21 protein-coding genes are annotated in these 25,751 nt (G+C 73.1%); 11 read left to right on the top strand and 10 right to left on the bottom strand.

Annotated elements, in window-relative coordinates; translation table 11 throughout:
* Positions 1–633: 633 nt before the first annotated feature.
* The 4 genes from egtA to egtD are packed head-to-tail and all read left to right on the top strand — an operon-like array spanning position 634 to position 5,007.
* Positions 634–1,944: an ergothioneine biosynthesis glutamate--cysteine ligase EgtA gene (gene egtA / locus DDJ31_RS34550; protein ID WP_127176475.1), complete on the top strand. Its 1,311-nt coding sequence runs from the start codon at positions 634–636 to the stop codon at positions 1,942–1,944.
* Positions 1,941–3,257, top strand: coding sequence for an ergothioneine biosynthesis protein EgtB (gene egtB, locus DDJ31_RS34545; protein WP_127176476.1), 1,317 nt, complete (start codon positions 1,941–1,943; stop codon positions 3,255–3,257). Before egtA ends, egtB begins: the two co-directional genes overlap by 4 nt.
* Positions 3,257–4,048 (top strand): ergothioneine biosynthesis protein EgtC, encoded by a 792-nt coding sequence (egtC, locus tag DDJ31_RS34540; RefSeq protein ID WP_127176477.1) that lies wholly within the window; start codon positions 3,257–3,259, stop codon positions 4,046–4,048. Before egtB ends, egtC begins: the two co-directional genes overlap by 1 nt.
* A complete protein-coding gene (egtD, locus tag DDJ31_RS34535) occupies positions 4,045–5,007 on the top strand; it encodes an L-histidine N(alpha)-methyltransferase (protein WP_127176478.1) in 963 nt (320 codons plus the stop codon). The genes egtC and egtD overlap by 4 nt, the downstream gene beginning before the upstream one ends.
* A gap of 88 nt (positions 5,008–5,095) precedes the next feature.
* Here the strand turns inward: egtD and DDJ31_RS34530 are convergent, their stop codons facing one another.
* Positions 5,096–6,352, bottom strand: coding sequence for an extracellular solute-binding protein (locus DDJ31_RS34530; RefSeq protein ID WP_127176479.1), 1,257 nt, complete (start codon positions 6,350–6,352; stop codon positions 5,096–5,098).
* A gap of 218 nt (positions 6,353–6,570) precedes the next feature.
* Here DDJ31_RS34530 and DDJ31_RS34525 point away from each other — a divergent pair, with 218 nt between their 5' ends.
* Positions 6,571–6,786 (top strand): dodecin, encoded by a 216-nt coding sequence (locus tag DDJ31_RS34525; RefSeq protein ID WP_127176480.1) that lies wholly within the window; start codon positions 6,571–6,573, stop codon positions 6,784–6,786.
* Positions 6,787–6,934: 148 nt separating this feature from the next.
* Here DDJ31_RS34525 and DDJ31_RS34520 read toward each other — a convergent pair whose 3' ends face one another.
* Positions 6,935–7,426, bottom strand: coding sequence for an LNS2 domain-containing protein (locus tag DDJ31_RS34520; RefSeq protein WP_127176481.1), 492 nt, complete (start codon positions 7,424–7,426; stop codon positions 6,935–6,937).
* 168 nt (positions 7,427–7,594) lie between these two features.
* On the opposite strand from DDJ31_RS34520, the gene DDJ31_RS34515 reads away from it, so the two are divergent.
* From DDJ31_RS34515 to DDJ31_RS34500, 4 genes are all read left to right on the top strand, one after another.
* Positions 7,595–8,023: a (2Fe-2S) ferredoxin domain-containing protein gene (locus DDJ31_RS34515; RefSeq protein WP_127176482.1), complete on the top strand. Its 429-nt coding sequence runs from the start codon at positions 7,595–7,597 to the stop codon at positions 8,021–8,023.
* Between the two features lie 98 nt (positions 8,024–8,121).
* Positions 8,122–8,292, top strand: a complete 171-nt coding sequence (rpmF, locus tag DDJ31_RS34510) for a 50S ribosomal protein L32 (RefSeq protein ID WP_127176483.1) — start codon at positions 8,122–8,124, stop codon at positions 8,290–8,292.
* A gap of 6 nt (positions 8,293–8,298) precedes the next feature.
* Positions 8,299–9,501: a GTP-binding protein gene (locus DDJ31_RS34505; RefSeq protein WP_127176484.1), complete on the top strand. Its 1,203-nt coding sequence runs from the start codon at positions 8,299–8,301 to the stop codon at positions 9,499–9,501.
* Entirely contained in the window at positions 9,498–10,502 is a 1,005-nt protein-coding gene (locus tag DDJ31_RS34500) for an LLM class flavin-dependent oxidoreductase (protein WP_127176485.1), read from the top strand. The genes DDJ31_RS34505 and DDJ31_RS34500 overlap by 4 nt, the downstream gene beginning before the upstream one ends.
* A 32-nt stretch (positions 10,503–10,534) precedes the next feature.
* Here the strand turns inward: DDJ31_RS34500 and DDJ31_RS34495 are convergent, their stop codons facing one another.
* Positions 10,535–13,051 (bottom strand): ATP-dependent Clp protease ATP-binding subunit, encoded by a 2,517-nt coding sequence (locus tag DDJ31_RS34495; RefSeq protein WP_127176486.1) that lies wholly within the window; start codon positions 13,049–13,051, stop codon positions 10,535–10,537.
* A gap of 143 nt (positions 13,052–13,194) precedes the next feature.
* On the opposite strand from DDJ31_RS34495, the gene DDJ31_RS34490 reads away from it, so the two are divergent.
* Complete coding sequence (locus DDJ31_RS34490; protein WP_127176487.1) at positions 13,195–15,588, top strand: ATP-binding cassette domain-containing protein; 2,394 nt, start codon at positions 13,195–13,197, stop codon at positions 15,586–15,588.
* 191 nt (positions 15,589–15,779) lie between these two features.
* Here the strand turns inward: DDJ31_RS34490 and DDJ31_RS34485 are convergent, their stop codons facing one another.
* The 5 genes from DDJ31_RS34485 to DDJ31_RS34465 form a co-directional block, all read right to left on the bottom strand.
* Positions 15,780–16,790 carry a lysophospholipid acyltransferase family protein gene (locus tag DDJ31_RS34485; protein ID WP_127176488.1) on the bottom strand — a complete coding sequence of 337 codons (1,011 nt, stop codon included), beginning with the start codon at positions 16,788–16,790 and terminating at the stop codon, positions 15,780–15,782.
* Complete coding sequence (locus tag DDJ31_RS34480) at positions 16,790–17,563, bottom strand: GNAT family N-acetyltransferase (RefSeq protein WP_127176489.1); 774 nt, start codon at positions 17,561–17,563, stop codon at positions 16,790–16,792. Before DDJ31_RS34480 ends, DDJ31_RS34485 begins: the two co-directional genes overlap by 1 nt.
* Before the next feature lie 292 nt (positions 17,564–17,855).
* Positions 17,856–18,605, bottom strand: coding sequence for a succinate dehydrogenase/fumarate reductase iron-sulfur subunit (locus DDJ31_RS34475; RefSeq protein WP_127176490.1), 750 nt, complete (start codon positions 18,603–18,605; stop codon positions 17,856–17,858).
* The gene (locus DDJ31_RS34470; protein ID WP_127176491.1) at positions 18,602–20,548 is read right to left on the bottom strand and encodes a fumarate reductase/succinate dehydrogenase flavoprotein subunit; all 1,947 of its coding nucleotides are present in this window, start codon (positions 20,546–20,548) and stop codon (positions 18,602–18,604) included. The genes DDJ31_RS34475 and DDJ31_RS34470 overlap by 4 nt, the downstream gene beginning before the upstream one ends.
* A 2-nt stretch (positions 20,549–20,550) precedes the next feature.
* The gene (locus DDJ31_RS34465; protein WP_127182468.1) at positions 20,551–21,222 is read right to left on the bottom strand and encodes a succinate dehydrogenase; all 672 of its coding nucleotides are present in this window, start codon (positions 21,220–21,222) and stop codon (positions 20,551–20,553) included.
* A gap of 119 nt (positions 21,223–21,341) precedes the next feature.
* Between DDJ31_RS34465 and DDJ31_RS34460 the strand changes: the two genes are divergently transcribed.
* Positions 21,342–22,229: a LysR family transcriptional regulator gene (locus DDJ31_RS34460; RefSeq protein ID WP_127176492.1), complete on the top strand. Its 888-nt coding sequence runs from the start codon at positions 21,342–21,344 to the stop codon at positions 22,227–22,229.
* A 459-nt stretch (positions 22,230–22,688) separates the two neighbouring features.
* Here DDJ31_RS34460 and DDJ31_RS34455 read toward each other — a convergent pair whose 3' ends face one another.
* Both DDJ31_RS34455 and DDJ31_RS34450 read right to left on the bottom strand, forming a co-directional pair.
* Positions 22,689–24,824, bottom strand: a complete 2,136-nt coding sequence (locus DDJ31_RS34455) for a putative bifunctional diguanylate cyclase/phosphodiesterase (RefSeq protein ID WP_127176493.1) — start codon at positions 24,822–24,824, stop codon at positions 22,689–22,691.
* Positions 24,821–25,636: an SAM-dependent methyltransferase gene (locus DDJ31_RS34450; RefSeq protein ID WP_127176494.1), complete on the bottom strand. Its 816-nt coding sequence runs from the start codon at positions 25,634–25,636 to the stop codon at positions 24,821–24,823. Before DDJ31_RS34450 ends, DDJ31_RS34455 begins: the two co-directional genes overlap by 4 nt.
* Positions 25,637–25,751 lie beyond the last annotated feature (115 nt).

Here is a 25,751-nt window from a genome sequence, read left to right as displayed (position 1 = left end):
CCGCCCTGGCCCGCGGTCGAAGGCCGCGGGCCTCGTCCGCTCGACGGTTCGGACGGACCACCCGTCCAGCCGAGGCCCGTCCGCCGAGGTCCGGGGGCGGCTCCGCGCCCGGCCGGTGCGTCCGGGGGCCCGCGTCGCCGTCGCCCTCGCCGTCGTCGCTGTCGCCGTCGCGAGGACACCGTGCGGCCTGCGGGCGCCTGGCACTCCGCGGCCTTCCGGCCTGCCCGGCCTGTTCCCTCTACCGGGCGATCCCGCGCAGGCGCGCGCTCAGGGCGCCACCCCCGTGGGCGCCGTGCCCGCGCCCCCGCGCGGTCTCCTCCGTCGTGCTCACGCACGCATCGTGGGCGATGCTGGACGCGTGACGCAACGCGTTTTCCCGGCCCCGGATCGATCGGGGACACCGAGGAACGATCAATAACGGCTGGAAACAAGCGACAACAAGCGCGAAGAATCGGGAACGACTGGGAAAGTCGAAACGAAACAGCCGGGAAGCGATCAGAACCGAGCCGGAACGTCCGGGTACGCACCCTTGTGCGAACCGGCGGGAAGGTCTTGGCTTGGACGAGTGTCGCCGCCCGGACGCCCCGCCGAACCGGACCGGCGGCATGGTGGAATCTCCGAAGGGATCCCGACATGTCCGAAGCACTGAGTGACCCCGGCGACTGTACGGCACCCCGTACCCCGCGCACCGCGGTCACCGAAGCCGAGGTGGAGGCCCTGGTCAGGGGCATCTGCTTCAAGACGGGACCACCCCGCGTCCTCGGGGTGGAAGTGGAATGGCTCGTCCACGACCTGCGCGAACCGCGGCGTCCCGTGACGGCCGAACGACTCGAAGCGGCCTACGCCGCACTGCGCTCCGTCCCCCTCGGGTCGGCGCTCACCGTGGAACCCGGCGGCCAGCTGGAGCTGAGCTCGCCGCCCGCGGCGTCGCTGATGGAGTGCGTCACCACCGTCTCGGCCGACCTCGACGCCGTCCGCTCGGCTCTCGCCCGGCAGGACCTCGGCCTCGTGGGTCTCGGCCACGACCCCTGGCACACACCGCGCCGTTTCCTGCGCGAACCCCGCTACGACGCCATGGAAGCCTGCCTCGACCGCACCGGTCCGGCCGGCCGCGCCATGATGTGCGCCTCCGCCTCCGTCCAGGTGTCGGTGGACGCGGGCCACGAGGAACCGGGGCCGCTCGGCCACGGGCGGCGCTGGTGGCTGGCCCACCAGTTGGGCCCGGTCCTGGTGGCCGCGTTCGCGAACTCACCGCTGGCCGGGCACGAGCCCACCGGCTGGCGCTCCACCCGGCAACTGCTGTGGGCGGAGATCGGCGCGGGCCGCGCCGGGGCGCCCCCGCTCAACGGCGACCCGCGGGGCGCGTGGGCCCGGCATGTGCTCGACGCGCCGGTGATGTGCGTCCGGCGCGACAGCGGGCCCTGGGAGGTCCCGGAAGGGCTCACCTTCCGGGAGTGGACCAGATCGGGGACGCCCACCCGGGCGGATCTCGACTACCACATCACCACCCTGTTCCCGCCGGTCAGACCGCGCGGGCACCTGGAACTGCGGATGATCGACGCACAGCCGGGCGACGACGGCTGGATCGTGCCGCTCGCCGTCACGGCCGCGCTGTTCGACGACGCGGAGGCGGCCGAGACCGCCTACCGGGCGGTGAAGCCCCTCTCGGAGCGGGCGCTCGGGCTGCCCGCGCCGCACAACCCGCTGTGGACCGACGCGGCCAGGTACGCCCTGACCGACCCGGAGCTGCACGAGGCCGCCGTCGCCTGCTTCACCGCGGCCCTCGGCGCGCTGCCCCGGCTCGGCGCCACCACCGAGGTCGTCGACGCGGTGGCGGCCCACCTCGACCGGTACGTCCTGCGGGCCCGCTGCCCCGCCGACGAACTGCTCGACCAGCTGCGCGGCACCCCCGCGCGCGCTCACGGGAAGGACATCCCCACATGACCGGCCCCGCCCCCGACGCCGAGGCGCTGCGGGAGCGGGCGGTGGCCACCCTCACCACCGCCCGTGCCCGCACCACCCTGCTGACCAGCTGCGTCGAGGACCCCGACCTCACCGCCCAGCACTCCCCGCTGATGTCGCCGCTGGTCTGGGACCTCGCGCACATCGGCAACCAGGAGGAGCAGTGGCTGCTGCGGACCGTCGCGGGACGGGAGGCGATACGGCCCGAGATCGACGGCATCTACGACGCCTTCGAGCACCCGCGCTCGGCCCGCCCCTCGCTGCCGCTGCTGCCCCCCGCGGAGGCCCGCGCCTACGCGGCGGAGGTCCGCGGCCGGGCCCTCGACGTGCTGGAGGGCACCGCCTTCCACGGCACCCGGCTGACCGAGGCCGGTTTCGCCTTCGGCATGATCGCCCAGCACGAACAGCAGCACGACGAGACGATGCTGATCACCCACCAGCTCCGCACCGGCCCCGCGGCGCTGACGGCCCCCGATCCAGAACCGGCGCCGCTGCACACGGGACCGGCCGAAGTCCTCGTCCCCGGCGGTCCGTTCACCATGGGCACCTCCGACGAGCCGTGGGCGCTCGACAACGAACGCCCCGCGCACCGGCGTGAGGTGGCGCCGTTCCACATCGACACGGCCCCGGTCACCAACGGCGCCTACCAGGCGTTCATCGACGACGGCGGCTACGACGACGAACGCTGGTGGACGCCGGACGGCTGGGCGCACATCCGCCGCGCCGCCATCACCGCGCCGCTGTTCTGGCGCCGGGACGGCAAGCAGTGGCTGCGCCGCAGGTTCGGGGTGACCGAGGTGGTGCCCGCGAACGAGCCGGTGGTGCACGTGTGCTGGTACGAGGCCGACGCGTACGCCCGCTGGGCCGGACGGCGGCTGCCGACCGAGGCCGAGTGGGAGAAGGCCGCCCGGCACGACCCCGCGGGCGACCGCTCGACGCGCTACCCGTGGGGCGACGCGGACCCGGGGCCCGAGCACGCCAACCTCGGCCAGCGGCATCTGCGGCCGGCCCCGGCGGGCAGCTACCCGGAGGGCGAGTCGCCGCTCGGCGTACGGCAGTTGATCGGTGACGTGTGGGAGTGGACGTCGAGCGACTTCCTGCCCTACCCGGGGTTCAGGGCGTTCCCGTACAAGGAGTACTCCGAGGTGTTCTTCGGGCCCGACCACAAGGTGCTGCGCGGCGGTTCGTTCGCCGTGGACGCGGTGGCCTGCCGTGGCACGTTCCGCAACTGGGACTACCCGATCAGGCGGCAGATCTTCTCCGGGTTCCGCACCGCGCGCTCGGCGGCCGTCTGATGTGCCGTCATCTCGCCTACCTGGGGCCGCCGGTGGCGCTCGGCAGCCTGCTGACGGAGCCGCCGCACAGCCTGCTGCGGCAGTCGTGGCAGCCCCGCAGGCAGCGGCACGGGACCGTCAACGCCGACGGTTTCGGCGTCGGTTGGTACGCGGAGGGCGATCCGGTGCCGGCCAGGTACCGGCGGGCCGGGCCGATCTGGGGGGACCTGACGTTCGCCGATCTGGCCCGGGTCGTACGGTCCGGGTCGCTGCTCGGCGCCGTCCGGGACGCCACGCTGCCCGGCGCCGACGGGGAGGCCGCGGCGGCGCCGTTCGCCGGCGGGTCCTGGCTGTTCAGCCACAACGGCTCGGTGCCCGGCTGGCCGCGCTCGCTCGCCCCGCTGGTGCCCGCGCTGCCCCCGGCGGACCTGCTCTCCCTCGACGCCCGCAACGACTCGGCGTTCGTGTGGGCGCTGGTGCTCGCCCGGCTGCGGGCGGGCGACGATCCCGGCCGCGCCCTGGCCTCCACCGTCACGGAGGTCGCCGAGGCGGCCCCCGGCGCCCGGCTCAACCTGCTCCTGGCCGGCCCGGACACCGTCGCCGCGACCGCCTGGGGCGACACCCTCTGGTACCTGGCCGGTCCCGGCCGCGGCACCGTCGTCGCGTCCGAACCGTACGACGACGATCCGCACTGGTGCGAGGTCCCCGACCGCACCCTCCTCACCGCGAGCCGCACGGACCTGCTGCTCACCGAGCTCAAGGAGCCGAGCCCAGGCTCGGCACCCGCACCGTCGAAGGAGCCCCGCACGTGAGCCCGTTCCTTCTCACCCGCACCCTGCCCGAGGACGCCACGGAGGCGGCGCTGCGCGCCGACGTCCTGCGCGGTCTCACCGGCACCCCGAAGACGCTGCCGCCGAAGTGGTTCTACGACGCGCGCGGCAGCGACCTGTTCGAGCGGATCACCGAGCTGCCCGAGTACTACCCGACGCGCGCCGAACGGGAGATCCTGGTCGACCGCTCCGCCGAGATCCGCGAGGCCACCCGCGCCCGCACCCTCGTCGAACTCGGCTCGGGCTCCTCGGAGAAGACCCGCCACCTCATCGCCGCCCTCACCGACCTGCACACCTATGTACCGGTCGACGTCAGCGAGAGCGCCCTCACCCAGGCCGGGCACGCGCTGATCGCGGAGCGTCCCGGCCTCCACGTGCACGCCCTCATCGCCGACTTCACGGCCGCCCTGGCGCTGCCGACGACACCGGGGCCCCGCCTCGTGGCGTTCCTCGGCGGCACGATCGGCAACCTGCCGCCGGTGGAGAGGGCCGCGTTCCTCGCCTCGATCCGCGCCCTGCTCTCCCCCGGAGACGCGCTGCTGCTCGGCACCGACCTGGTCAAGGACGAGGCGGTGCTGGTGCGGGCGTACGACGACGCGGCCGGGGTGACGGCCGCCTTCGACAAGAACGTCCTGACGGTCGTCAACCGGGAGTTGGGCGCCGACTTCGACCCCGAAGCGTTCGACCACGTCGCCCTCTGGGACGCCGACCGGGAATGGATCGAGATGCGGCTGCGCTCGCGCGCCGACCAGACCGTGAAGGTCCCGGCGCTCGGCCTGGCGGTGGAGTTCGCGGCCGGTGAGGAGCTGCGCACCGAGATCTCCGCGAAGTTCAGGAAGGACGGGGTCAGCGCCGAACTGGACGCGGCCGGACTTGAGTTGGCCCACTGGTGGACGGACTCCGAGGGCCGGTTCGCGCTGTCCCTGAGCACCTGCCGCTGACCGGTGGGCGGACGGGCGGCGCCGGGGCCGGGAACGTGCGGCCCCGGCGCCGTCCCGACACCGGATGTCCCAGGACGCCGGTCCCGTCTCAGCCCACCGAGGTCAGCGTCTCGGTGATCCGGCGGGAGGCGCGCTTGGCCTCGGTGGCCGGGTCGGCGCCCTTGAGCACCTTCGTCATGTACTCCTTGATCGGGTTGTCGGCCTCGACCTTGCCCCACTGCGGGGAGTTGGGCGTGGCCTGCCCCCTGGCCGCGCCCGCGGCCATCGCGGCGACCCCTTCCTCGTCGCCGACGGCCTTGGCGAGGGACTTCTTGTTGGGGACGTAGTTCATGGTGCGGGCCAGCTCGGTGTCCCAGCGGGCGCCGGTGAGCGCGGCGACGACCGCGACCGCGCCGTCCCGTTCCCTGGAGTTGTTCGGGATGACGAGGTCGGAGCCGCCGATGAAGACCGCTCCCGGCCGCCCGGCGAGCCGTCCCGGCACCGGGAAGAAGCCCAACTTCCCCTTGAGCTGCGGGTTCTGCTCCACGACCGTGCGGGCGAGTCCTGGCACCGCCACCATCTGCGCGACCTGGCCCCGCGCGAACACCTGGGCCTGCGGCGGGTGTTCCTCGTCGGCGCCGACGGGACCCTCGCCGAGCGCCTGCAACCGCTGGTAGAAGTCCATGCCGCGGAGCGCGGCCGGGGTGTCCAGGGTGCCGTGCCAGCCACCGCCGCCCCCGTCGTCGGCGAGGCCGCCGCCCTCCTCCCAGATGAACCCGGCGAGCGTGTACCAGTCCTGCCCTGCGAGGTAGATGCCCTGGTTCCCGCCGGAGTTGAGCTGTTCGGTGGCGTCGAGCCAGGCGTCCCGGTCGCGCGGCGGCGCGGTGACGCCGGCCTGTTCGAAGAGGTCCTTGCGGTAGATGACCACCCGGTTGGCCGCGTACCAGGGGATACCGTACTGGTGGGACATCAGCTGCCCTGGCTCGGCGAGGCCGGGCAGCCAGTCCTCACCGCCCCAGTGCAGCCGGGCCTCCAGGGTCAGGTCGAGCAGCCGGTCGCGCTCCACGTACTGCGAGACCTGGGTGTTGCCGACCTCGATGACGTCGGGGCCTTCCTCGGTGCCGGTGTCCACGGCGGCCTGCACCTTGTCGCCGATGCCGGTCCACTCCTGGATGCGGATGTCGAGGCGCAGCCCGGAGTTCTTGCGCTCGAACTCCTCGGTGAAGCGCCGCAGGAACTCCTCGGGCGCGCTGCCCTTCATCAACCACACGGTGACCGTGCGCCGATCCTCGCCGCCCGGGAGCAGTCCGCACCCGGCGAGGAGGCCGGCGGATGCGCAGGCGGCGAGGAGGCTTCGACGTCTCACGAGGGGTCCTGTTCTCTCTGCTGGACAGGGGAAGGGGCCCGACGTGGGGGACGAGTACCTGGGACTCGTACGGGTGTTCTGGATTTTGGTATGGACCAATGCGGAGGTCAAGTGCGCCCGCGATGTCTCGCGCCGGACGGCGGCTTGGGGCACGGTGGAGTGACGCGTGACCCCCGTGACGCTCCGGCCGTCGCGGGCCCACCGAGAGGAGCACCGGCATGTCCGATCACACCTACCGGGTCACCGAGATCGTCGGCACCTCGCCCGACAGCGTCGAGCAGGCTGTCCGCAACGGCATCGCCCGCGCCTCGCAGACCGTGCGCAACCTCGACTGGTTCGAGGTGACGCAGGTGCGCGGCCACATCGAGGACGGGCAGGTGGCGCACTGGCAGGTCGGCCTCAAGGTCGGCTTCCGCCTGGACGCCCCGGCCTGACACCCACGGACCGGTCTGACACCCACGGACCGGCCTGGCAACCACGGACCGACCGGCAGCCTGGCCCGAGACCCACCCGCCCGACACCGGCCCACCCGGCATCGGCCCGGCATCGAGCGCCCGGCAGCCGTCCGCCCGGCCCCCGCCGTCAGGTGCGCCCGTCCTGCTCCTGTGCCTCGCCCAGCGCCTCCGACGGCGCGGTCCAGCGCGCCCGTACGACGGTGAGACCGGCGCGTTCGGCGTCGTCGCAGACCAGTTCGTCGTCGTCGACGAGCATCCGGATCTCGCGGGTGCGGGCGAGCTGCCGCAGCACCTCCAGTTTGGTGTGGCGGGCGGGCCTGCGGTCCTGGTCGTCCCGCATGTGCAGCCGGCCCTCGGGCAGCCCCTGCGCGGCGAGCCAGGCGAGCGTGTCCCGGCGGCAGCGCTCGGGCCGTCCGGTCAGATAGACGACCTCGCACTCCTCGGCGCTCGCCAGCGCCAGCGCGATGCCCTCGGCGAGCGGCGGATCGTCCGGGGCGGCGGCGAAGAAGGCGTTCCAGTCGCGCGGCTTGCTTTCGAGGAACCGCTGCCGGTGCGCGGTGTCGGCGAGGGTGTTGTCGAGGTCGAAGACGGCGACGGGAGGCGCGCTGCTGTCGGTCACGCGCCCACCCTAGACAGACGGGCGCCCGCGCCGGGCAGATTCCTGTCGGCCCTCTCCGGATCACACTCCGCCCAGGACAGCCGCGCACGCCGTCCGACCCGACCGGCCCCGGCTGACCCGACCGACCCGGTCTTCCGGGCCGTCACCCGTATGGATCATGCTTCTCCCATGCCACCCTCCGCCCTCCCCTCCCCCCGTGCCGCCCTGATCGGCGCGGCCCGCCGGCGTCCCTGCACCCTCGTGGTCTGCCGGGGCTGCTGCTGCGGCGATCCGCGCAAACACCCGGGCACCGACCACGTCCGGCAGTTGGAACGGCTGCGCGCGGCGGCGGCCGAGCACGGCTTCCAGGTGCGGACGACGGACTGCCTGGGCCCCTGCGACCAGGCGAACGTCATCGTCGTCCAGCCGTCGGCGGCCGGGCGGCTGGCCGGCGGGCGGCCCGTCTGGATCGGGTTCGCGATGGACGAGGACTGCACGGAGGAGATCGCCGGGTGGGCGGCGGCCGGCGGCCCGGGTCTCGCCGCGCCGCCGGTCACCCTGGAGCTGCAGTTCATCGCGCCGCCACGGCCCGGCACACGCAAGCCCGGCCGCCGCTGACACCGGCCATATTGCTCATGGGAACCATTTTCATATAGCGTCCGCGGTGCTCGCCCTCTCCCCCTGGGGGCGAGCACCCACCGACGACGAGGTTCCCCATGGCTGTCCCCAAGCGGAAGATGTCCCGCAGCAACACCCGCCACCGCCGCGCCCAGTGGAAGGCGGCCACGCCCACGCTGGTCCCGGTCACCGTCGACGGCGTCCGCCATCTGGTCCCGCAGCACCTGGTCCGGGCCTACCGGCGCGGGCTGCTGCGGCCCGAGGGCTGACCACGGATGCCGCACCGACGCCCGCCCGCCCCCGCCCTGCCCGTCACCGTGCTGTCCGGCTTCCTCAGGGCCGGCAAGACCACGCTGCTCAACCATGTCCTCGCCAACCGCGAGGGGCTCAGGGTCGCCGTGATCGTCAACGACATGAGCGAGGTCAACATCGACGCGGCGCTGGTGCGCGGCGGCGGCGCGGCCCTCTCAAGGACCGAGGAACGCCTGGTCGAGCTGACCAACGGATGCATCTGCTGCACCCTGCGGGACGATCTGCTGGTGGAGGTGGAACGGCTGGCCCGGGAGGGCCGCTTCGACCATCTGCTGATCGAGAGCTCCGGCATCTCCGAACCGCTGCCCGTCGCCGCCACGTTCGCCTTCGCCCGGGACGACGGCGCGACCCTCGGGGACGTCGCCAGGCTCGACACGATGGTCACCGTCGTGGACGCCGCGCACTTCCTGCCGGAACTGGAACGCGGCGACGGACTCGCCGCCCGCGGGCTCGCCCCCTTCGAGGACGACGACCGCACGGTCAGCGATCTCCTCGTCGACCAGGTCGAGTTCGCGGACGTCGTCGTCCTCAACAAGCTCGACCTTGTCGACGCGCGCACCGCGAACCGGCTGCGGGCCGCGCTCGCCCGGCTCAACCCCGTGGCCCGGACGGTCACGGCCACGCACGGCCGGGTGGAGCTGCGACACGTCCTCGGCACCGGCCTGTTCGACCTGGAGCGCGCCCAGCAGGCACCGGGCTGGGTACGGGAGTTGAACGGCGAACACGTACCGGAGACGGAGGAGTACGGCATCTCCTCCACCGTGTTCCGCTCCGAACTCCCCTTCCACCCGGCCCGGTTGTGGCGGTTCGTCACCGAGGAGCTGGACGGCGGCGGCTTCGGGCGGGTGCTGCGCTCCAAGGGGTTCTTCACTCTCGCGACCCGCCCCGAGGTGACGGGCCTGTGGTCGCAGGCCGGCTCGGTGGCCCGCTTCGAGCCGTCCGCCGCCCGCGACGCGGAGGCGCCCTACGCCCAGGAACTGGTCTTCATCGGCACCGGCCTCGACGCCGACGCCCTGCGCGCGGCCCTGGCCCGCTGTCTCCTCACACCGGGAAGCCCGCCGCCCACGGCCGACCCCTTCCCGGCCTGGGAGACCCACGGCATCGACGACACCTGCGACCTGGAGCACGGGAATCTGCCGGCCCGGGAGGTGTTGAACACGGTGTGAGTTCTCTGATCAGCGACGTCCGCTTCTCCGTCCTCGACCGGTCCCGCACCCGCGAGGGACACACCGACGCGCAGGCGCTGCGGGACACCGTGCGGCTGGCCCAGGATCTGGAGCGGCTCGGCTACCACCGGTTCTGGGTGTCCGAGCACCACGGGGTGCCCGGGGTGGCCGGTTCGGCGCCGACCGTGCTGGCCGCCGCCGTCGCGGCCGCCACCGGGACCATCCGGGTCGGCACCGGCGGGGTCATGCTGCCCAACCACCGGCCGCTCGTGGTGGCCGAGCAGTTCGGCGTCCTGGAGTCCCTCTTCCCGGGCCGGATCGACATGGGTCTCGGCCGGTCCGTGGGCTTCACCGGCGGGGTGCGCAAGGCCCTCGGGCACGGCAAGGACGACGCCGACGACTTCGCCGGGCAGCTCGACGAACTGCTCGGCTGGTTCCGCGGCACCTCACCGACCGGCGTGCGGGCCCGGCCGTCGGAGGGGCTGACCGTGCCGCCGTTCGTGCTGGCCATGGGCGAGGGCGCCGAGATCGCGGCCCGCGCGGGCCTGCCGATGGTGATCGGCGACCTCCGGGACCGGGAGCGGATGCGGCGCGGCGTCGACACCTACCGGGCCCGCTTCCGTCCCTCCCCCTGGGCGGCCGAGCCGTACGTCGTCGTCTCCGGGACGGTCGCGGTCGCCGCCGACGCCGCAAAGGCCCGGCGGATCCTCGTCCCCGAGGCCTGGTCGATGGCGTACTCCCGCACCCACGGCAGCTTCCCGCCACTGGCCCCCGCCGAGCGCGTCGAGGCCCTCGCCATGACCGAACGGGAGCGCGGGTTCTACGAGACGGGCCTGGCCGGGCAGCTCGCCGGGACCCCCGAGCAGGTCGCGGCCGAGCTTGAGGCGGTCCTGAAGGAGACCGGCGCCCAGGAGGTGCTGGTCACCACCAGCACCTACGACCGGACGGCCCTGCTCGACTCCTACCGCGGGCTCGCCGACATCTTCGGCGGCGCGGCCTGACCGATCACTGATCACCGGCCACCGGCCGCCGCTCACTCGGGCGGTGGCTCACCGGTGTCCGCCGCCTTCGGCCGGTCCGACGCCGGCCGGTGCGCGGTGACCAGCAGCGTCCCGTCGGCCGCGTCCACCCTGGCCTGGTCGCCCGCCAGCAGATCGCCCGCGAGGAGCAGGTCGGCGAGCCGGTCGTCGACCTCGCGCTGGATGGTGCGGCGCAGCGGGCGGGCGCCGAAGTCGGGCTGGTGGCCGAGGTCGGCGAGCAGGTCGGCAGCCGCGTCGGTGACCTCGAGGGTGACGTCCTGGGCGCGCAGCCGGCGCCTGGTGTGGTCGAGCAGCAGCCCGACGATCTCGCGCAACTGGGCGCGGTCCAAGCCGCGGAAGACGATGATCTCGTCGATCCGGTTGAGGAACTCGGGTCGGAAGTGCTGGTTGAGGACCGGCATCACCGACTCGCGCACCTTGCCGTAGTCGTCGACGCCCGCCGCGAGGATGCGGTCGGCGCCGATGTTCGACGTCATGATGACGACGGTGTTCTTGAAGTCGACGGTGCGGCCCTGGGAGTCGGTGAGGCGGCCGTCGTCGAGGAGTTGCAGCAGGGTGTTGAAGACGTCCGGGTGCGCCTTCTCGACCTCGTCGAGCAGCAGTACGGCGTACGGCTGCCGGCGGACCGCCTCGGTGAGCTGTCCCGCCTCCTCGTGGCCGACGTATCCGGGCGGGGCGCCGACCAGCCGGGAGACGGTGTGCCGTTCCTGGAACTCGCTCATGTCGAGGCGGATCATGCGGTTCTCGTCGCCGAAGAGGGCGGCGGCGAGCGCGCGGGCCAGCTCGGTCTTGCCGACGCCGGTGGGGCCGAGGAAGAGGAAGCTGCCGACGGGCCGGTCCGGGTCGCTCATGCCGGCCCGCGCGCGGCGCACGGAGCGGGCGACGGCGGTGATCGCCTCGTCCTGGCCGACGACCCGCTCGTGCAGGTGCTCCTCCAGCTTCATCAGCCGGGCCCGCTCCTCCTCGGTGAGCTGGGCGACCGGGATGCCGGTGGTGCGGGAGACGACCTCGGCGACGTCCTCCGCGGTCACCCTCGGGGTCCGCTCCTCGCCCTGCCCCGCCTCGGCCAGCTCGATCTCGGCCTCGGTGATCCGGTCACGCAGTTCCCGGGCCCGCTCGTACTCCTCGTCCGCGACGGCCTGGTCCTTCTCCCGGTTCAGGGCGGCGAGCCGGTCCTCGATCTCCCGGGTGTCGGCGAGCGGTGTCCTGGCGCGCAGCCGGACCCGGGCGGCGGCCTGGTCCATCAGGTCGATGGCCTTGTCGGGCAGGAACCGGGAGGTGATGTACCGGTCGGACAGCTCGGACGCCGCGACCACCGCCTCGTCGGTGATCCTGACCTGGTGGTGGGCCTCGTAGCGGTCGCGCAGGCCGCGCAGGATCTCGATGGTGTCGTCGACGGTCGGCTCGCCCACCAGGATCGGCGCGAACCGGCGCTCCAGGGCGGCGTCCTTCTCGATGTGCCTGCGGTACTCGTCGACGGTGGTCGCGCCGATCAGGTGCAGTTCGCCCCTGGCCAGCGCGGGCTTGAGCATGTTGCCCGCGTCGAGGGCGCCGTCGCCGCCGCCGCCCGCGCCGACGACGGTGTGCAGCTCGTCGAGGAACAGGACCAGTCCGTCGGCGTGCTCGCGCACCTCGTCGAGCACCTTCTTCAGGCGCTCCTCGAACTCGCCCCGGTACTTGGTGCCCGCCACCAGACCGGCCAGGTCGAGGGAGACCAGCCGCTTGCCCGCGAGGGTGCGCGGGACGTCGTCGGCGACGATGCGCTGGGCGATGCCCTCGATGATGGCGGTCTTGCCGACGCCGGGGTCGCCGATCAGGACCGGGTTGTTCTTGCTGCGCCGGGAGAGCACCTCGATGGTCTGCTCGACCTCCTCGTCCCGTCCGATGACGGGGTCGAGGCGGCCGGCCCTGGCGTCCTCGGTGAGGTCGCGGCCGTACTCGTCGAGCGTGGGGGTGCTGCTGGGGCCCGCTCTGCGCTCGGGCTCGGCGGCGGGCAGCCTGCCGCTCTCCCAGCCGCTGTCGTCGAGGGCGCGTCCCGCGGCCGACTCGGGGTTGGCGGCCAGGGCCCGCAGCAGGTGTTCGGGGCCGATGTAGGAGGAGCCCTCCGCGCGGGAGAGCTGGTAGGCGTCGAGGAGGGCCCGTTTGGCGGCCGGGGTGAGGGTGGCGGGCTCGGTGCGCTCGGCGCCGGCGGGCCCGACGGTGAGCCGGTCCCTGATGCGGTCGGGGTCGACGCCCGCCTCGGTGAGCAGTCTGCGGGTGGAGTCGTGCCGGGTGGCGGCGGCCAGCAGATGCCGGGCGTCCAGGTCCTCGGCGCCCTCGGCGGCGGCCAGCTCGCGCGCCTCGGCGACCAGCTCGCGGGCGCGTTCGGACAGCAGGCTGCCGATGTCGACGCGCTGCGGCCTGCGGGTCGGCGCGGCACCCCCGCCCGCGCCCTGGCCGAAGAAGCGGGACATCAGCTCGTCGAACTCCTCGAAGGGGCTGCGCCCGAATCCGAATCCTGGAGTGGTCATGCCACAGCCCTTCCGTACGACGACGACCGATGTCCCCGCCTTCCAACGTGGCACAGGGCCGGGCCCCCCGCACCCGCGCGAGCGGCGAGCGGCGAGCGGCCCGCATACGATCGAGGACCGCCGACCGCCCACGGAGCCCCGCCATGCCCACTCCCCCCACGCCTCCCGTTCAGCCCCCTCAGCCCGCTCAGCCCGCTCCCGCTACCCGCCACGACCCGTACGTCCGCGTCCGCGGCGCCGCCGAGCACAACCTGCGGGACGTGGACGTCGACATCCCGCGTGACGTGCTGGCCGTCTTCACCGGGGTGTCCGGGTCGGGGAAGTCGTCGCTGGCGTTCGGGACGATCTACGCGGAGGCGCAGCGCCGCTACTTCGAGTCGGTGGCGCCCTACGCGCGCCGGCTGATCCACCAGGTCGGGGCGCCGAAGGTGGGCGAGATCAGCGGGCTGCCGCCGGCCGTGTCGCTCCAGCAGCGCCGCTCGGCGCCGTCCTCGCGCTCCTCGGTCGGCACGGTCACCAATCTGTCGAACTCGCTGCGGATGCTGCTCTCCCGGGCCGGTGACTACCCGCCCGGCGCCGAACGGCTCGACTCGGACGCCTTCTCGCCCAACACGGCGGCCGGTGCCTGCCCCGAGTGCCATGGGCTCGGGCGGGTCCACCGGACGACGGAGGAGCTGCTGGTCCCCGACCCCTCGCTGTCGATCAGGGACGGCGCGATCGCCGCCTGGCCCGGCGCCTGGCAGGGCAAGAACCTGCGGGACATCCTCGACGCGCTCGGGTACCCGGTGGACCGGCCGTGGCGGGAGCTGCCGGCCGAGCAGCGCCGGTGGATCCTGTTCACCGACGAGCAGCCGGTGGTCACCGTGCATCCGGTGCGGGACGCCGACCGCATCCAACGGCCCTACCAGGGAACGTACATGAGCGCCCAGCGGTATGTGCTGAAGACGTTCGCCGACTCCCGGAGCCAGACCCTGCGGGCGAAGGCCGAGCGGTTCCTGACCAGTACGCCGTGCCCGGTGTGCGGCGGCGGCAGGCTGCGGCCCGAGGCGCTGGCGGTGACGTTCGCGGGGCGCAACGTCGCCGAACTCGCCGCTCTGCCGCTGCTCGAACTGGTCGCGGCACTCGACGGCGACGGCGGCGGCTCGGAGGCGGCCCGGGTCCTCACCGACGATCTGCGCTCCAGGATCGACCCGGTCGTGGAACTCGGCCTCGGCTACCTCAGCCTGGACCGGGCGACCCCGACCCTGTCGGCGGGCGAACTCCAACGGCTGCGCCTGGCAACCCAGTTGCGGTCGGGCCTGTTCGGGGTGGTGTACGTCCTCGACGAACCGTCGGCGGGCCTGCACCCGGCGGACACCGAGGCCCTGCTGACCGTCCTGGATCGGCTGAAGGCCGCGGGCAACTCGGTGTTCGTGGTCGAGCACCACCTCGATGTGGTCAGGGGCGCCGACTGGCTGGTGGACGTGGGCCCCGGGGCCGGTGAGCACGGCGGACGGGTGCTGCACAGCGGGCCGGTCGCCGACCTGGCGCACGCGCGGGAGTCGGCGACGGCCCGCTTCCTCTTCGGCCGCTCCCCCGTCCCGGCCCGCCAAGTACGCGAGCCGAAGGGCCGGTTGAAGGTGGGCCCGATCACCCGGCACAACCTGCGCGGGGTGACGGCCGAGTTCCCGCTCGGGGTGCTCACCGCCGTCACCGGTGTCTCCGGTTCCGGGAAGTCCACGCTGATCGGCGAGATCACCGAGGAGCTGCCCGGGGTGCGGCGGCTGGTCCATGTCGACCAGCGGCCGATCGGCCGCACCCCGCGCTCCAACCTGGCGACCTACACGGGCCTGTTCGACGTGGTGCGCAAGGAGTTCGCGGCCACCGACCAGGCGCGTGAACGGGGTTACGGGGTGGGCCGGTTCTCCTTCAACGTGCCGGGCGGGCGGTGCGAGACCTGCCAGGGCGAGGGGTTCGTCAGCGTCGAACTCCTCTTCCTGCCGAGCACCTACGCGCCCTGCCCCGACTGCGGCGGGGCCCGCTACAACCCCGAGACCCTCGAAGTGGCCTACCGGGGACGGAACATCGCGCAGGTGCTCGACCTGACGGTGGAGAGCGCGGCGGAGTTCTTCGCCGGGACCCCGGCCGTGGCGCGCAGCCTCGACACCCTGCTCGACGTCGGTCTCGGCTATCTGCGGCTCGGCCAGCCCGCCACCGAACTGTCCGGCGGTGAGGCCCAACGCATCAAGCTGGCCAGCGAGTTGCAGCGCGGCCGACGCGGCGACACCCTCTACCTGCTGGACGAGCCGACCAGCGGACTGCACCCGGCGGACATCGAGGTGCTGATGGCCCGGCTGCACGGCCTGGTCGACGCGGGCCACACCGTCGTCGTCGTGGAGCACGACATGGCGGTGGTGGCCGCCGCGGACTGGGTGATCGACCTGGGACCCGGCGGCGGCGAGGCAGGCGGCCGCGTCGTCGCGACGGGACCGCCCGAGGAGGTGTCCCGCGCCCCGGGGAGCAGGACGGCGCCGTATCTCGCGCGGGAGGTGGGCTGACGGCGCTCGGCGACCAGTTCGCGGAGCAGGCTGTGCGTCTCGTTCGTGTCGTTCGTGCGGACGGTGGCGGTCGTGACCGGAGTCCCGGAGTCCGGGAGTCCCGGCGGTCCGGAGTCCCGGCGTCCCGGCGGTCCGGAGTCCCGGCGGTCCGGCTCCGGCTCCGGCTCCGGCCGCCGGGGGACGGGACGAGGTCAGTCGTCGGCGGCCGGGGAGCCGGTCGCTCGCGCGGCTGAGGTGCGGGGGCGCCTGAAGCCCCTCATGCCGACCGCGTCGACGACCCGGGCCCGCGCCGTCACCGGGACCTCGACGGCGGGCCGGGCCGCCGGGTCCTGGGAGGTGGCGGCCGGTTCGGGTGCCGGGGCCAGGGGCGACCACCGCAGCCGGGCCGTCGGGGGGCGGTGGCCTCCCTGGTGGTCGGGGGTGGGCGTGGGCCGGGACGCGTGGGCCAGGGTGCGGCGGTCGGGGTGCGTGCCCGGGGGCAGCGGGGGGCGCAGCCGCACGTCGGCCACCAGGCCGCGGGTCGACACCACCCGCCACACCGACGTCAGCAGTGACTCCTCGCCGATGAACGCGGGGGCCGTGCTGGGGGTGGCCCGGTCGGCGCCGGTGGTGACCAGGTAGCTCAGGCTCACCGGCTGGACCGGGACACCGGCGTCGAGCGCCGCCTGGAACGCCGCGCGGCGGAAGGTGCCCTGGGCCCGGCCGCACCAGGTGCTGCCCTCGGGGAAGACGGCGACGGCCTGCCCGGCGCGCAGCGCGTCGGCCATGCGGGCGACCGTCGCGGGCAGGGCGCGCAGCCGGTCCCGGTCGATGAACAGCACACCGGCCCGTGCGACCAGCGGGCCCGCCACCGGCCAGCGGCGGATCTCCGCCTTGGCGAGCATGCGGGCCGGGCGGACGGCGGCGAGCAGCGGGATGTCCAGCCAGGAGATGTGGTTGGCGACCAGCAGCAGCCCGCCGTCGGGTGCGGCGGTCCCGGTGATCCGCGCCCGTACCCCGGCCGCCCGCACGATCGAGCGGCACCAGGCGCGGATCGCCCGCGCGGGTATCGCCCGGCCGAGGGGCAGCAGGCAGACGCCCGCGAGGAGCAGCAGCAGGACGGCGGTCATCCGCAGGACCGCGCGCGGCGGGGCCGTGGCGGGCCCCGCCGGTTCGACGCACGCCCGGGGGGTGCAGGGCGCGCTGGGCAGCCAGCCGCTCATCAGGCCGGGACGAGCGAGAGGAAGTGCCGCAGGTAGCGCGGGTTGACCCGGCGCATCGACAGCAGCACGTACAGGTCGGCGACCCCGAAGTCCGGGTCGTGGGCGGGCGGGGCGCAGACCCAGGCGCCGAGGCGGAGGTAGCCGCGCAGCAGGGCCGGGAGTTCGGCGCGGCCGGCGGGGGCCGCGGGGGTGGCGGGGGTCCACGGCAGCAGCGGGCGGACCTGGAACTCCTCGGGGGCGAGGTGCTTGGCGCTGACCCGGTCCCAGGTGGCGGCGGCGAGGGCGCCGCCGTCGGCCAGCGGGATGGAGCAGCAGCCCGCCAGCCACTCGTGGCCGCGGTCGACCATGTAGCGGGCGATGCCGGCCCAGATCAGGCCGATGACGGCGCCGTCGCGGTGGTCGGGGTGCACGCAGGAGCGGCCGACCTCGACCAGTCCGGGGCGGATCGCGTCGAGGGCGGTGAGGTCGAACTCGCCCTCCGAGTAGAGGCGTCCCGCGACGGCCGCGCGCTCGGGGGGCAGCAGCCGGTAGGTCCCGACGACCTGGCCCGTGGTCTCCTCGCGGACCAGCAGGTGGTCGCAGTAGGCGTCGAAGGCGTCGATGTCGTGGCCGGGCTGCGGGGTGGTGAGCAGGGCGCCCATCTCGCCGGCGAACACGTCGTGCCGCAGCCGCTGCGCGGCACGGACGTCTCCCTCGTCGCGGGCGAGGGAGACGGTGTAGCGGGTGGGTGCCGCGGGCTGCGGGGGGCGGTCGAGCGTGGAAACGCCGGTCATGGCTCTCTCCTGGTCGCGGGCCGGTTCGGCGAGGCGGGCGGCCGAGCGGGGCGTTCGGCCTGCCGCCCCTGTTCTTCCGATGCCGACTGACCGTCGCGTGTCCGGTGCGGAGAGCGCGGGTGTGAGGTTGCTGAACGGCTCGCACAGCCGTCCGCGTTCACGTCACGGCCATACGATGCTCCGGCCGCGCCCGTGTCCTCGCCGTGTCGTGGACATGCGAGACGGGGCCGGGGAGCACCACTCCCGGCCCCGCCCGTCCGCGCTCACGGCGAACGCTGTGCGTGCGGGCCCGCTACCGCTTGCCCGCCTTGCGGGTGGCGCGCAGCCACTCGCGGTTCATGCTCGTGATCGAGACGAGGGGGATGCCCTTGGGGCAGGCGGTCGCGCACTCGCCCGCGAGGGTGCAGCCGCCGAAGCCCTCCTCGTCCATCGTCGCGACCATGTCCAGGACCCGGGTCTCCCGTTCGGGGGCGCCCTGGGGCAGCACGTTCAGGTGGTTGATCTTGGCGGACGTGAACAGCATCGCCGCGCCGTTCGGGCAGGCGGCCACGCACGCCCCGCAGCCGATGCACTCGGCGTGCTCGAAGGCGAAGTCGGCGTCGGGTTTCGGGACCGCCGTGGCGTGCGCCTCGGGGGCCGCTCCGGTGGGCGCGGTGATGTAGCCGCCGGCCTGGATGATCCGGTCGAACGCGGACCGGTCGACGACGAGGTCCTTGATGACGGGGAAGGCCGCCGCCCGCCAGGGCTCGATGTCGATGGTGTCGCCGTCCTGGAAGGACCGCATGTGCAGCTGGCAGGTGGTGGTGCGCTCGGGGCCGTGCGCGTCGCCGTTGATGACGAGGCTGCACGCGCCGCAGATGCCCTCACGGCAGTCGTGGTCGAAGGCGACCGGGTCGTCGCCCTTGAGGATCAGCTCCTCGTTGAGGGTGTCGAGCATCTCGAGGAACGACATGTCGGAGGAGATGCCGTCCACCTCGTACGTGGACATGGCGCCTTCGGCGTCGGCGTTCTGCTGCCGCCAGACGCGCAGGGTGAGCCTCATGCGTAGCTCCGCTGGGTGGGGTGGACGTACTCGAAGACGAGGTCTTCCTTGTGCAGGACGGGCGCGTCACCGGTGTCGGTGAACTCCCAGGCCGCCGCGTAGCCGAACCTGTCGTCCTGGCGGGCGGCCTCGCCGTCGGGCGTCTGGGACTCCTCGCGGAAGTGGCCGCCGCAGGACTCGGCGCGCTCCAGCGCGTCCAGGCACATCAGTTCGGCGAGTTCGAGGTAGTCGACGACGCGGTTGGCCTTCTCCAGGGACTGGTTGAACTCCTCGCCGCTGCCGGGGACCTTGACGCGCCGCCAGAACTCCTCGCGGATCTGCGGGATGCGTTCGAGGGCCTTGCGCAGCCCGGTGGCGGTGCGGGCCATGCCGCAGAACTCCCACATGAGTTCGCCCAGTTCGCGGTGGAAGGAGTCGGGGGTGCGGTCGCCGTCCACCGACAGGATCAGGTTGAGCCGGTCCTCGGTGTCCGCCACGACCTCTTCCACGACGGGGTGCCGGGCGGTGACGGGCTCCTGGTGGGGGTTGCGGGCGAGGTAGTCGTTGATGGTCGCGGGGAGCACGAAGTAGCCGTCGGCCAGGCCCTGCATGAGCGCGGACGCGCCCAGCCGGTTCGCGCCGTGGTCGGAGAAGTTGGCCTCGCCGATCGCGAAGAGGCCGGGGACGGTGGTCTGGAGGTCGTAGTCGACCCACAGTCCGCCCATCGTGTAGTGCACGGCGGGGTAGATCCGCATCGGCACCCGGTAGGGGTCCTCGTCGGTGATCCGCTGGTACATGTCGAAGAGGTTGCCGTACTTGGCCTCGACGGCGGCGCGGCCCATCCGGGTGATGGCGTCGGCGAAGTCCAGGTAGACGCCCTGTCCGCCGGGGCCGACACCGCGGCCCTCGTCGCAGACGTTCTTCGCGGCGCGGGAGGCGATGTCGCGGGGGACGAGGTTGCCGAAGGAGGGGTAGATGCGCTCCAGGTAGTAGTCGCGCTCGTCCTCGGGGATCTTGTTCGGCGGCCGGTCGTCGCCCTTGGCCTTCGGCACCCAGATCCGGCCGTCGTTGCGCAGCGACTCGCTCATCAGGGTCAGCTTGGACTGGTGGTCGCCGGTGCGCGGGATGCAGGTGGGGTGGATCTGGGTGAAGCAGGGGTTGGCGAAGTACGCGCCGCGCCGGTGCGCCCGCCAGATCGCGGTGGCGTTGGAGTTCATGGCGTTGGTCGACAGGTAGAAGACGTTGCCGTAGCCGCCGGAGGCGAGGACGACGGCGTCCGCGAAGTATGTGTCGATCCGGCCGGTGACGAGGTCGCGGGCGACGATGCCGCGCGCCTTCCCGTCGATCACGATGAGGTCGAGCATCTCGGTGCGCGGGTGCATCTCCACGTTCCCCGCGGCGATCTGCCGCGACAGCGCCTGGTAGGCGCCGAGCAGGAGTTGCTGTCCCGTCTGGCCGCGGGCGTAGAAGGTGCGGGAGACCTGGACGCCGCCGAAGGAGCGGGTGTCGAGGAGTCCGCCGTACTCGCGGGCGAACGGCACGCCCTGGGCGACGCACTGGTCGATGATCTCGACGGAGATCTGCGCCAGCCGGTGCACGTTGGACTCGCGGGCCCTGAAGTCGCCGCCCTTGACGGTGTCGTAGAAGAGACGGTGCACGGAGTCGCCGTCGTTGCGGTAGTTCTTGGCCGCGTTGATGCCGCCCTGGGCGGCGATGGAGTGGGCGCGGCGCGGGGAGTCCTGGTAGCAGAACTGGACGACGTGGTAGCCCTGTTCGGCGAGGGTGGCGCCGGCCGAGCCGCCCGCGAGGCCGGTGCCGACGACGATCACGGTGTGCTTGCGCCGGTTGGCGGGGTTGACGAGCTTCGCCTCGAAGCGGCGGGTGTCCCAGCGCTCGTGGATCGGCCCGGAGGGCGCCTTGGTGTCGGCGATCGGCTCGCCCACCGTGTGGTCGGTGTAGGTCATGGTCAGCTCACCACTCCGGTCATGACGCCCACGGGGACGGCGATGAAGCCGAGCGTGAGCAGCAGTGCGAGGACGTCGGCGACGGCCTTGAGGGCGCGGTCGCGGGTGCGGCCGCCGGCGCCGAGGGTCTGGGCCGCGCTCCAGAAGCCGTGCCGCACGTGCAGGCCGAGCGCGAGCATCGCGACGATGTAGATGACGTTGCCGTACCAGGTGGAGAAGGTGTCGATCACGTTCTGGTACGGGTGTCCGGGCTGGAAGCCGCCCGAGTGCACGGTGCCGGTCGTCAGGTCGAGGACGTGCCAGACGATGAAGAGGCCGAGGATGATCCCGCCCCAGCGCATCGTGCGGGTCGCGTAGCTGGCCCGCGCCTTCTTGTGGACGTACTTGACGGGGCGGGCCTTGAGGTCGCGGCGGCTCAGCTGGTAGGCGGAGGTGGCGTGCGCGACCACGGCGACGATAAGCACGATCCGGACCAGCCAGAGCGTCCACTCGTAGTGCATGAACGGTTCTCCGACGACCCGCAGCCAGTGCGCGTAGTGGTTGAACTCGCTCGCCCCGAAGAAGATCTTCAGGTTTCCGATCATGTGGACGACCAGGTACAGCAGCATGATCAGACCACTGACGGCCATCACGGTCTTCTTGCCGACGGAGCTGTCCCACACGGTGCGTGCCAAGGACGGCCGTCGGTCCGTCCGCGTTGCCAGAGCCATGAGAAGGACGGTACGGCGATCGATGCCCATCGGTCCAAGACATGGTACGGCTGGTTTCGATAGCCGCAGACTATGCTGGGGGGATGCAGTTCCAGCAGCTCCAGTACTTCGTGGCCGTCGCCGAGACCCGCCACTTCACCCGCGCCGCCGAACTCGTCCATGTCGCCCAGCCCTCGCTGTCTCAGCAGATCAAGGCGCTTGAGCGGGAGCTGGGCGCCGACCTGTTCCTGCGCGCCCGCGGCAACATCGCGCTGACCGACGCGGGCGAGGCGCTGCTGCCGCTGGCCCGGCGCATCCTCGCCGACGCGGACACCGCGCGGCACGAGGTGCAGGAACTGGTGCAGCTGCGCAGCGGGCGGGTGCGGCTGGGGGCGACGCCGAGCCTGTGCACGGGGCTGCTGCCCGACGTGCTGCGCGCCTTCCACGACCGGTACCCGGGGATCAGGCTGATGATCGAGGAGAGCGGCTCCCACGACCTGGTGCGGGAGCTGGCGCGCGGGGTGCTCGACCTGGCGCTGATCGTGCTGCCGCTGCCGCCGGCGTCGCCCGCGCTGACCACGGTGGAGCTGCTGCGGGAGGACCTGGTCGTGGTGTCGTCACCCGAGGCGCAGGCGCCGGGCGGACCCGGGCGGCGGTCGGTGCGGATCGCCGACCTGGAGGGGGAAAGGCTCGTGATGTTCCGGCACGGGTACGACCTGCGGGAGCTGACCGTGGCGGCGTGCCGGTCGGCCGGCTTCGAACCGGACTTCGCCGTCGAGGGCGGGGAGATGGACGCGGTGCTCGGGTTCGTGCGGGCGGGGCTCGGGGTCGCGGTGGTGCCGCGGATGGTCGCGACGCGGTCGGGGCGGGGGCTGCGGGTCACCCCGCTGGCCCGGCCGGGGCTCTCGCGGACGATCGCGCTGGCGCACCGCAGTGACGTGGCTCCGCCTCGGGCGGCGCGGGAGTTGCAGCGGATGTTGCTGGAGCGGTGACGGGGGGTTTGACCGGGGGGTGGGGGGGGTCGGTTCGTTGTCGGGTGCGGGTGGTGGGGGTTGCTCGCGCCGTTCCCCGCGCCCCTAAGCGGTCGTGGCCGTCCGTCGTCCCGTGCGGGTAGTGGGGGGTTGCTCGCGCCGTTCCCCGCGCCCCCAAAGCCGTCGTGGCCCTCCGTCGCCTGGTGCGGGTGGTCGGGGGTTGCTCGCGCCGTTCCCCGCGCCCCCAAAGCCGTCGTGGCCCTCCGTCGCCTGGTGCGGGTGGTCGGGGGTTGCTCGCGCCGTTCCCCGCGCCCCCAAAGCCGTCGTGGCCCTCCGTCGCCTGGTGCGGGTGGTCGGTGGTTGCTCGCGCCGTTCCCCGCGCCCCCAAAAACGTCGCCGCCCTCCGTCGTCTGGTGCGGGTAGTGGGGGGTTGCTCGCGCCGTTCCCCGCGCCCCCTTTTTTTGGGGCGCGGGGTTTCGGTCAGCCTGTTGCGTCTACCAGGGCCAGGTCGTGCAGGCGTTCCGGGGGGCCCGGACGCGCGTAGTACCAGCCCTGGGCCGTGTCGCAGCCCAGTATGCGGAGCTGTTCCGCCTGGGCGCCCGTCTCCACTCCCTCGACCGTGACCGCGAGGTCAAGGCTGTGGGCCAGCGAGACGATGCCCTCGACGATCTTCAGGTCCACCGGGTCGGCCGGGTACTGCTGCATGCCCTGGGTGAACGAGCGGTCCAGCTTGAGGACGCTCACCGGGAGCCTGCGCAGGTTGGCGAGGTTGGAGTAGCCGGTGCCGAAGTCGTCGAGGGCGATGTCGACGCCCATCTCGGCGAGCCGGCGCAGCGGCTTCAGGAGGTCGTCGTCGGCGCCGATCAGCGCCGACTCGGTGACCTCCAGGCAGAGCACGTCGGGATCGACGCCGGTGCGCTCCAGGATCTCCACCGTGTCCTGCACCAGCCGGGGATGGGTGAGCTGGCACGGCGACAGGTTGACGTTGATCCGCAACGGCCCCGCCTGCGCGTACCGTTCGCGCCACTCGCGGGCCTGCCGTACCGACTGTTCGAGGACCCAGCGGCCGAGCGGCACGATCAGGCCGGTGTGCTCGGCGAGCGGGATGAAGCGGTCGGGCCCGAGCACCCCGTGCTGCGGGTGCAGCCAGCGGACCAGGGCCTCGGCGCCGCGGACCCGGCCGTCGCCGAGGTGGACCAGGGGCTGGTACTCGATGAAGAACTCGCCCCGGTCGAGGGCCGTCGGCAGCGCGGTGGTCAGTCCGTGCCGGGTGATGGCGCGGGCGTCGGCCTCCGGGTCGGCCAGCTCGAAGCGGTTGCCGCCCGCCGACTTGGCCCGGTACATCGTGATGTCGGCGCTGCGCAGCACCTCCGCGGGGCTGCGCTCCCCCGCGGGTCCCTCGACGATGCCGATGCTGCCGCGCACGGTCAGCTCACGGCCGTCGACGCTGATCGGGGCGACCATGGCGTTCATGATGCGGGACGCCAGCTCGTCGACTTCCCGCTCGGTGTCGGGGCCGGTGGTGAGCGCCACGAACTCGTCGCCGCCGAGCCGGGCGACCATCTCGCCCGGCGCGGTCGCGCACGCCTGGAGCCGGTCGGCGACCTCGACGAGCAGCCGGTCGCCCGCGGCGTGGCCGAGGCTGTCGTTGACGGTCTTGAAGCCGTCGAGGTCGAGGTAGCAGAGGCCGAAGCGCTGGCCGTCGCCCGCGCCGAGCGCCTTCTCCAGGCGTTCGAAGAAGAAGGTCCTGTTGGGCAGCCCGGTGAGGGCGTCGTGGGTGGCCTCGTAGCGCAGCCGCAGGTTGAGCAGCCGGCGCTCGGTGGTGTCCTCCATCAGGGCCAGCTGGTACTGCGGGTTGCCGTCGGCGTCCCGCAGCAGGGAGACCGTGAGGTTGGTCCACAGGACCGTTCCGTCGGTGCGGGAGAACGCCTTCTCGACGTGGTAGTGCTCGCGCTCGCCGCGGACCAGTTCGTCGTAGAGGGTCCAGGTCTGCGGGGCGTCCTCGGGGTGTGTCCACTCGGTGACCCGGCGGCCGCGGAAGGCCTGCTCGGTGAGGCCGAACATGCGCATCAGGGCGTTGTTGGTCTGGAGGATGTTGCCCTCCAGGTCGGCGATGCCGATCCCTATCGCCGCGCCCTCGAAGACCGCGCGGAAGCGGGCCTCGCTCGCGTGCAGGGCCTGGGCGACCACGCCCTGTGCCTTGAGGGCGGCGGCCGAGATCGCCTCCTGCTCGGCGAGCGTGCGTTCGCGCAGCGCCTGCGCGAACCCGGCGGCCATCGCGTGCTGGAGGCGGGAGGCGCGCACCCGCAGGTCCTGGGGGTCGCCGTCGCGTCCGCAGTACAGGACGAGGTAGGCGTCGACGCAGTCGAGGGTGCGGCTGAGCGCGTCCGGGTCGGTGCAGTGCGCCCCGACCAGGGCGGCGCCCACCGCGCGGCCCTCGTCGGCGTCCAGGGCCCTGGTGTGCAGGGCGTCGCTCAGCCGCCTCGCCAGCGGCAGCAGTACCTCCTCGAACTCCGGCCTGGTCAGCGAGGTGGAGGTGGCCGGGAACACCGACCGGCTCCAGATCGTCGCGAACCTGCGGAGTCTGTCCTCCGGCCCGTCCGGCTCGGCGATCACGCCGCGCGCCCGACGCCGGCGAACCCCGAGTAGGCGAAGGGGTCCTCGTCCTCCGGTGCGGTGTCCGGCCGCCAGTCGGGCATCGGCACCAGTCCCGGTTCCACCATCTCGTACCCCTCGAAGAACCGCGCGATCTCGTCGCGCGTGCGCATGATCAGTGGGTTGCGAATGTCCTTGTACACGTCCACGGCGCCCTCGGCCTGTTCGGTCGGCAGCGGAATTCCCTCGTACGAGGCGTGTGTGAGCACCAGCATGCTGCCCGGTGCGAGCGCCTCGCTCAACTCCCGCACCGCGGCGCCCGGCTCGTCCGCGTCCTCCACGAAGTGCAGGACGGCGACGAGGAGCAGGGCCACCGGACGGCCCAGGTCGAGCAGGCCGCGCACCTCCTCGCTGGCCAGGATCTCCTGCGGCTTGCGCAGGTCGGCGGCGACGACGGCGGTGTCGGCGTCGCCTTCGAGGACGGCCTGGCTGTGCGCGACGGCCACCGGATCGTGGTCGACGTACACGACGCGGGCGCCGGGCCTTGCGGCCTGGGCGACCTCGTGGACGGTGCCGAACGTCGGAATGCCCGAGCCGATGTCGAGGAACTGGGTGATGCCCTCCTCGGCCGCCGCGAACCGCACCGCGCGGCGCATGAACGCCCGGTTCGCCTGCATGATCTTGGGAAGTCCCGGCAGGAACTCCATGGCCTTTCGGGCCGCTTCCCGGTCGACCTCGAAGTTGTGCGAACCGCCCAGGTAGTAGTCGTAGATGCGCGCAACGCTCGGCACCGAGATGTCGATGCTTCGCGGGGCCCAGGCGGGACGCTCCATCTGGCTCTCCAAGGCGTAGGCGATCCGGTGTTCGAGCTGAGGCTACTGATCGCTTGCCAACAGAGCGAGTCGAAACGGAAATTGACCGTCCGTTCCCGGTCACTGCCTGCGGCAC

The organism is Streptomyces griseoviridis (genome assembly GCF_005222485.1).
GTDB classification, from domain to species: Bacteria; Actinomycetota; Actinomycetes; order Streptomycetales; family Streptomycetaceae; genus Streptomyces; species Streptomyces hintoniae.
The sequence above is the reverse complement of the archived record's forward strand: the minus strand, read 5'-3'. Positions and strand labels throughout refer to the sequence as shown.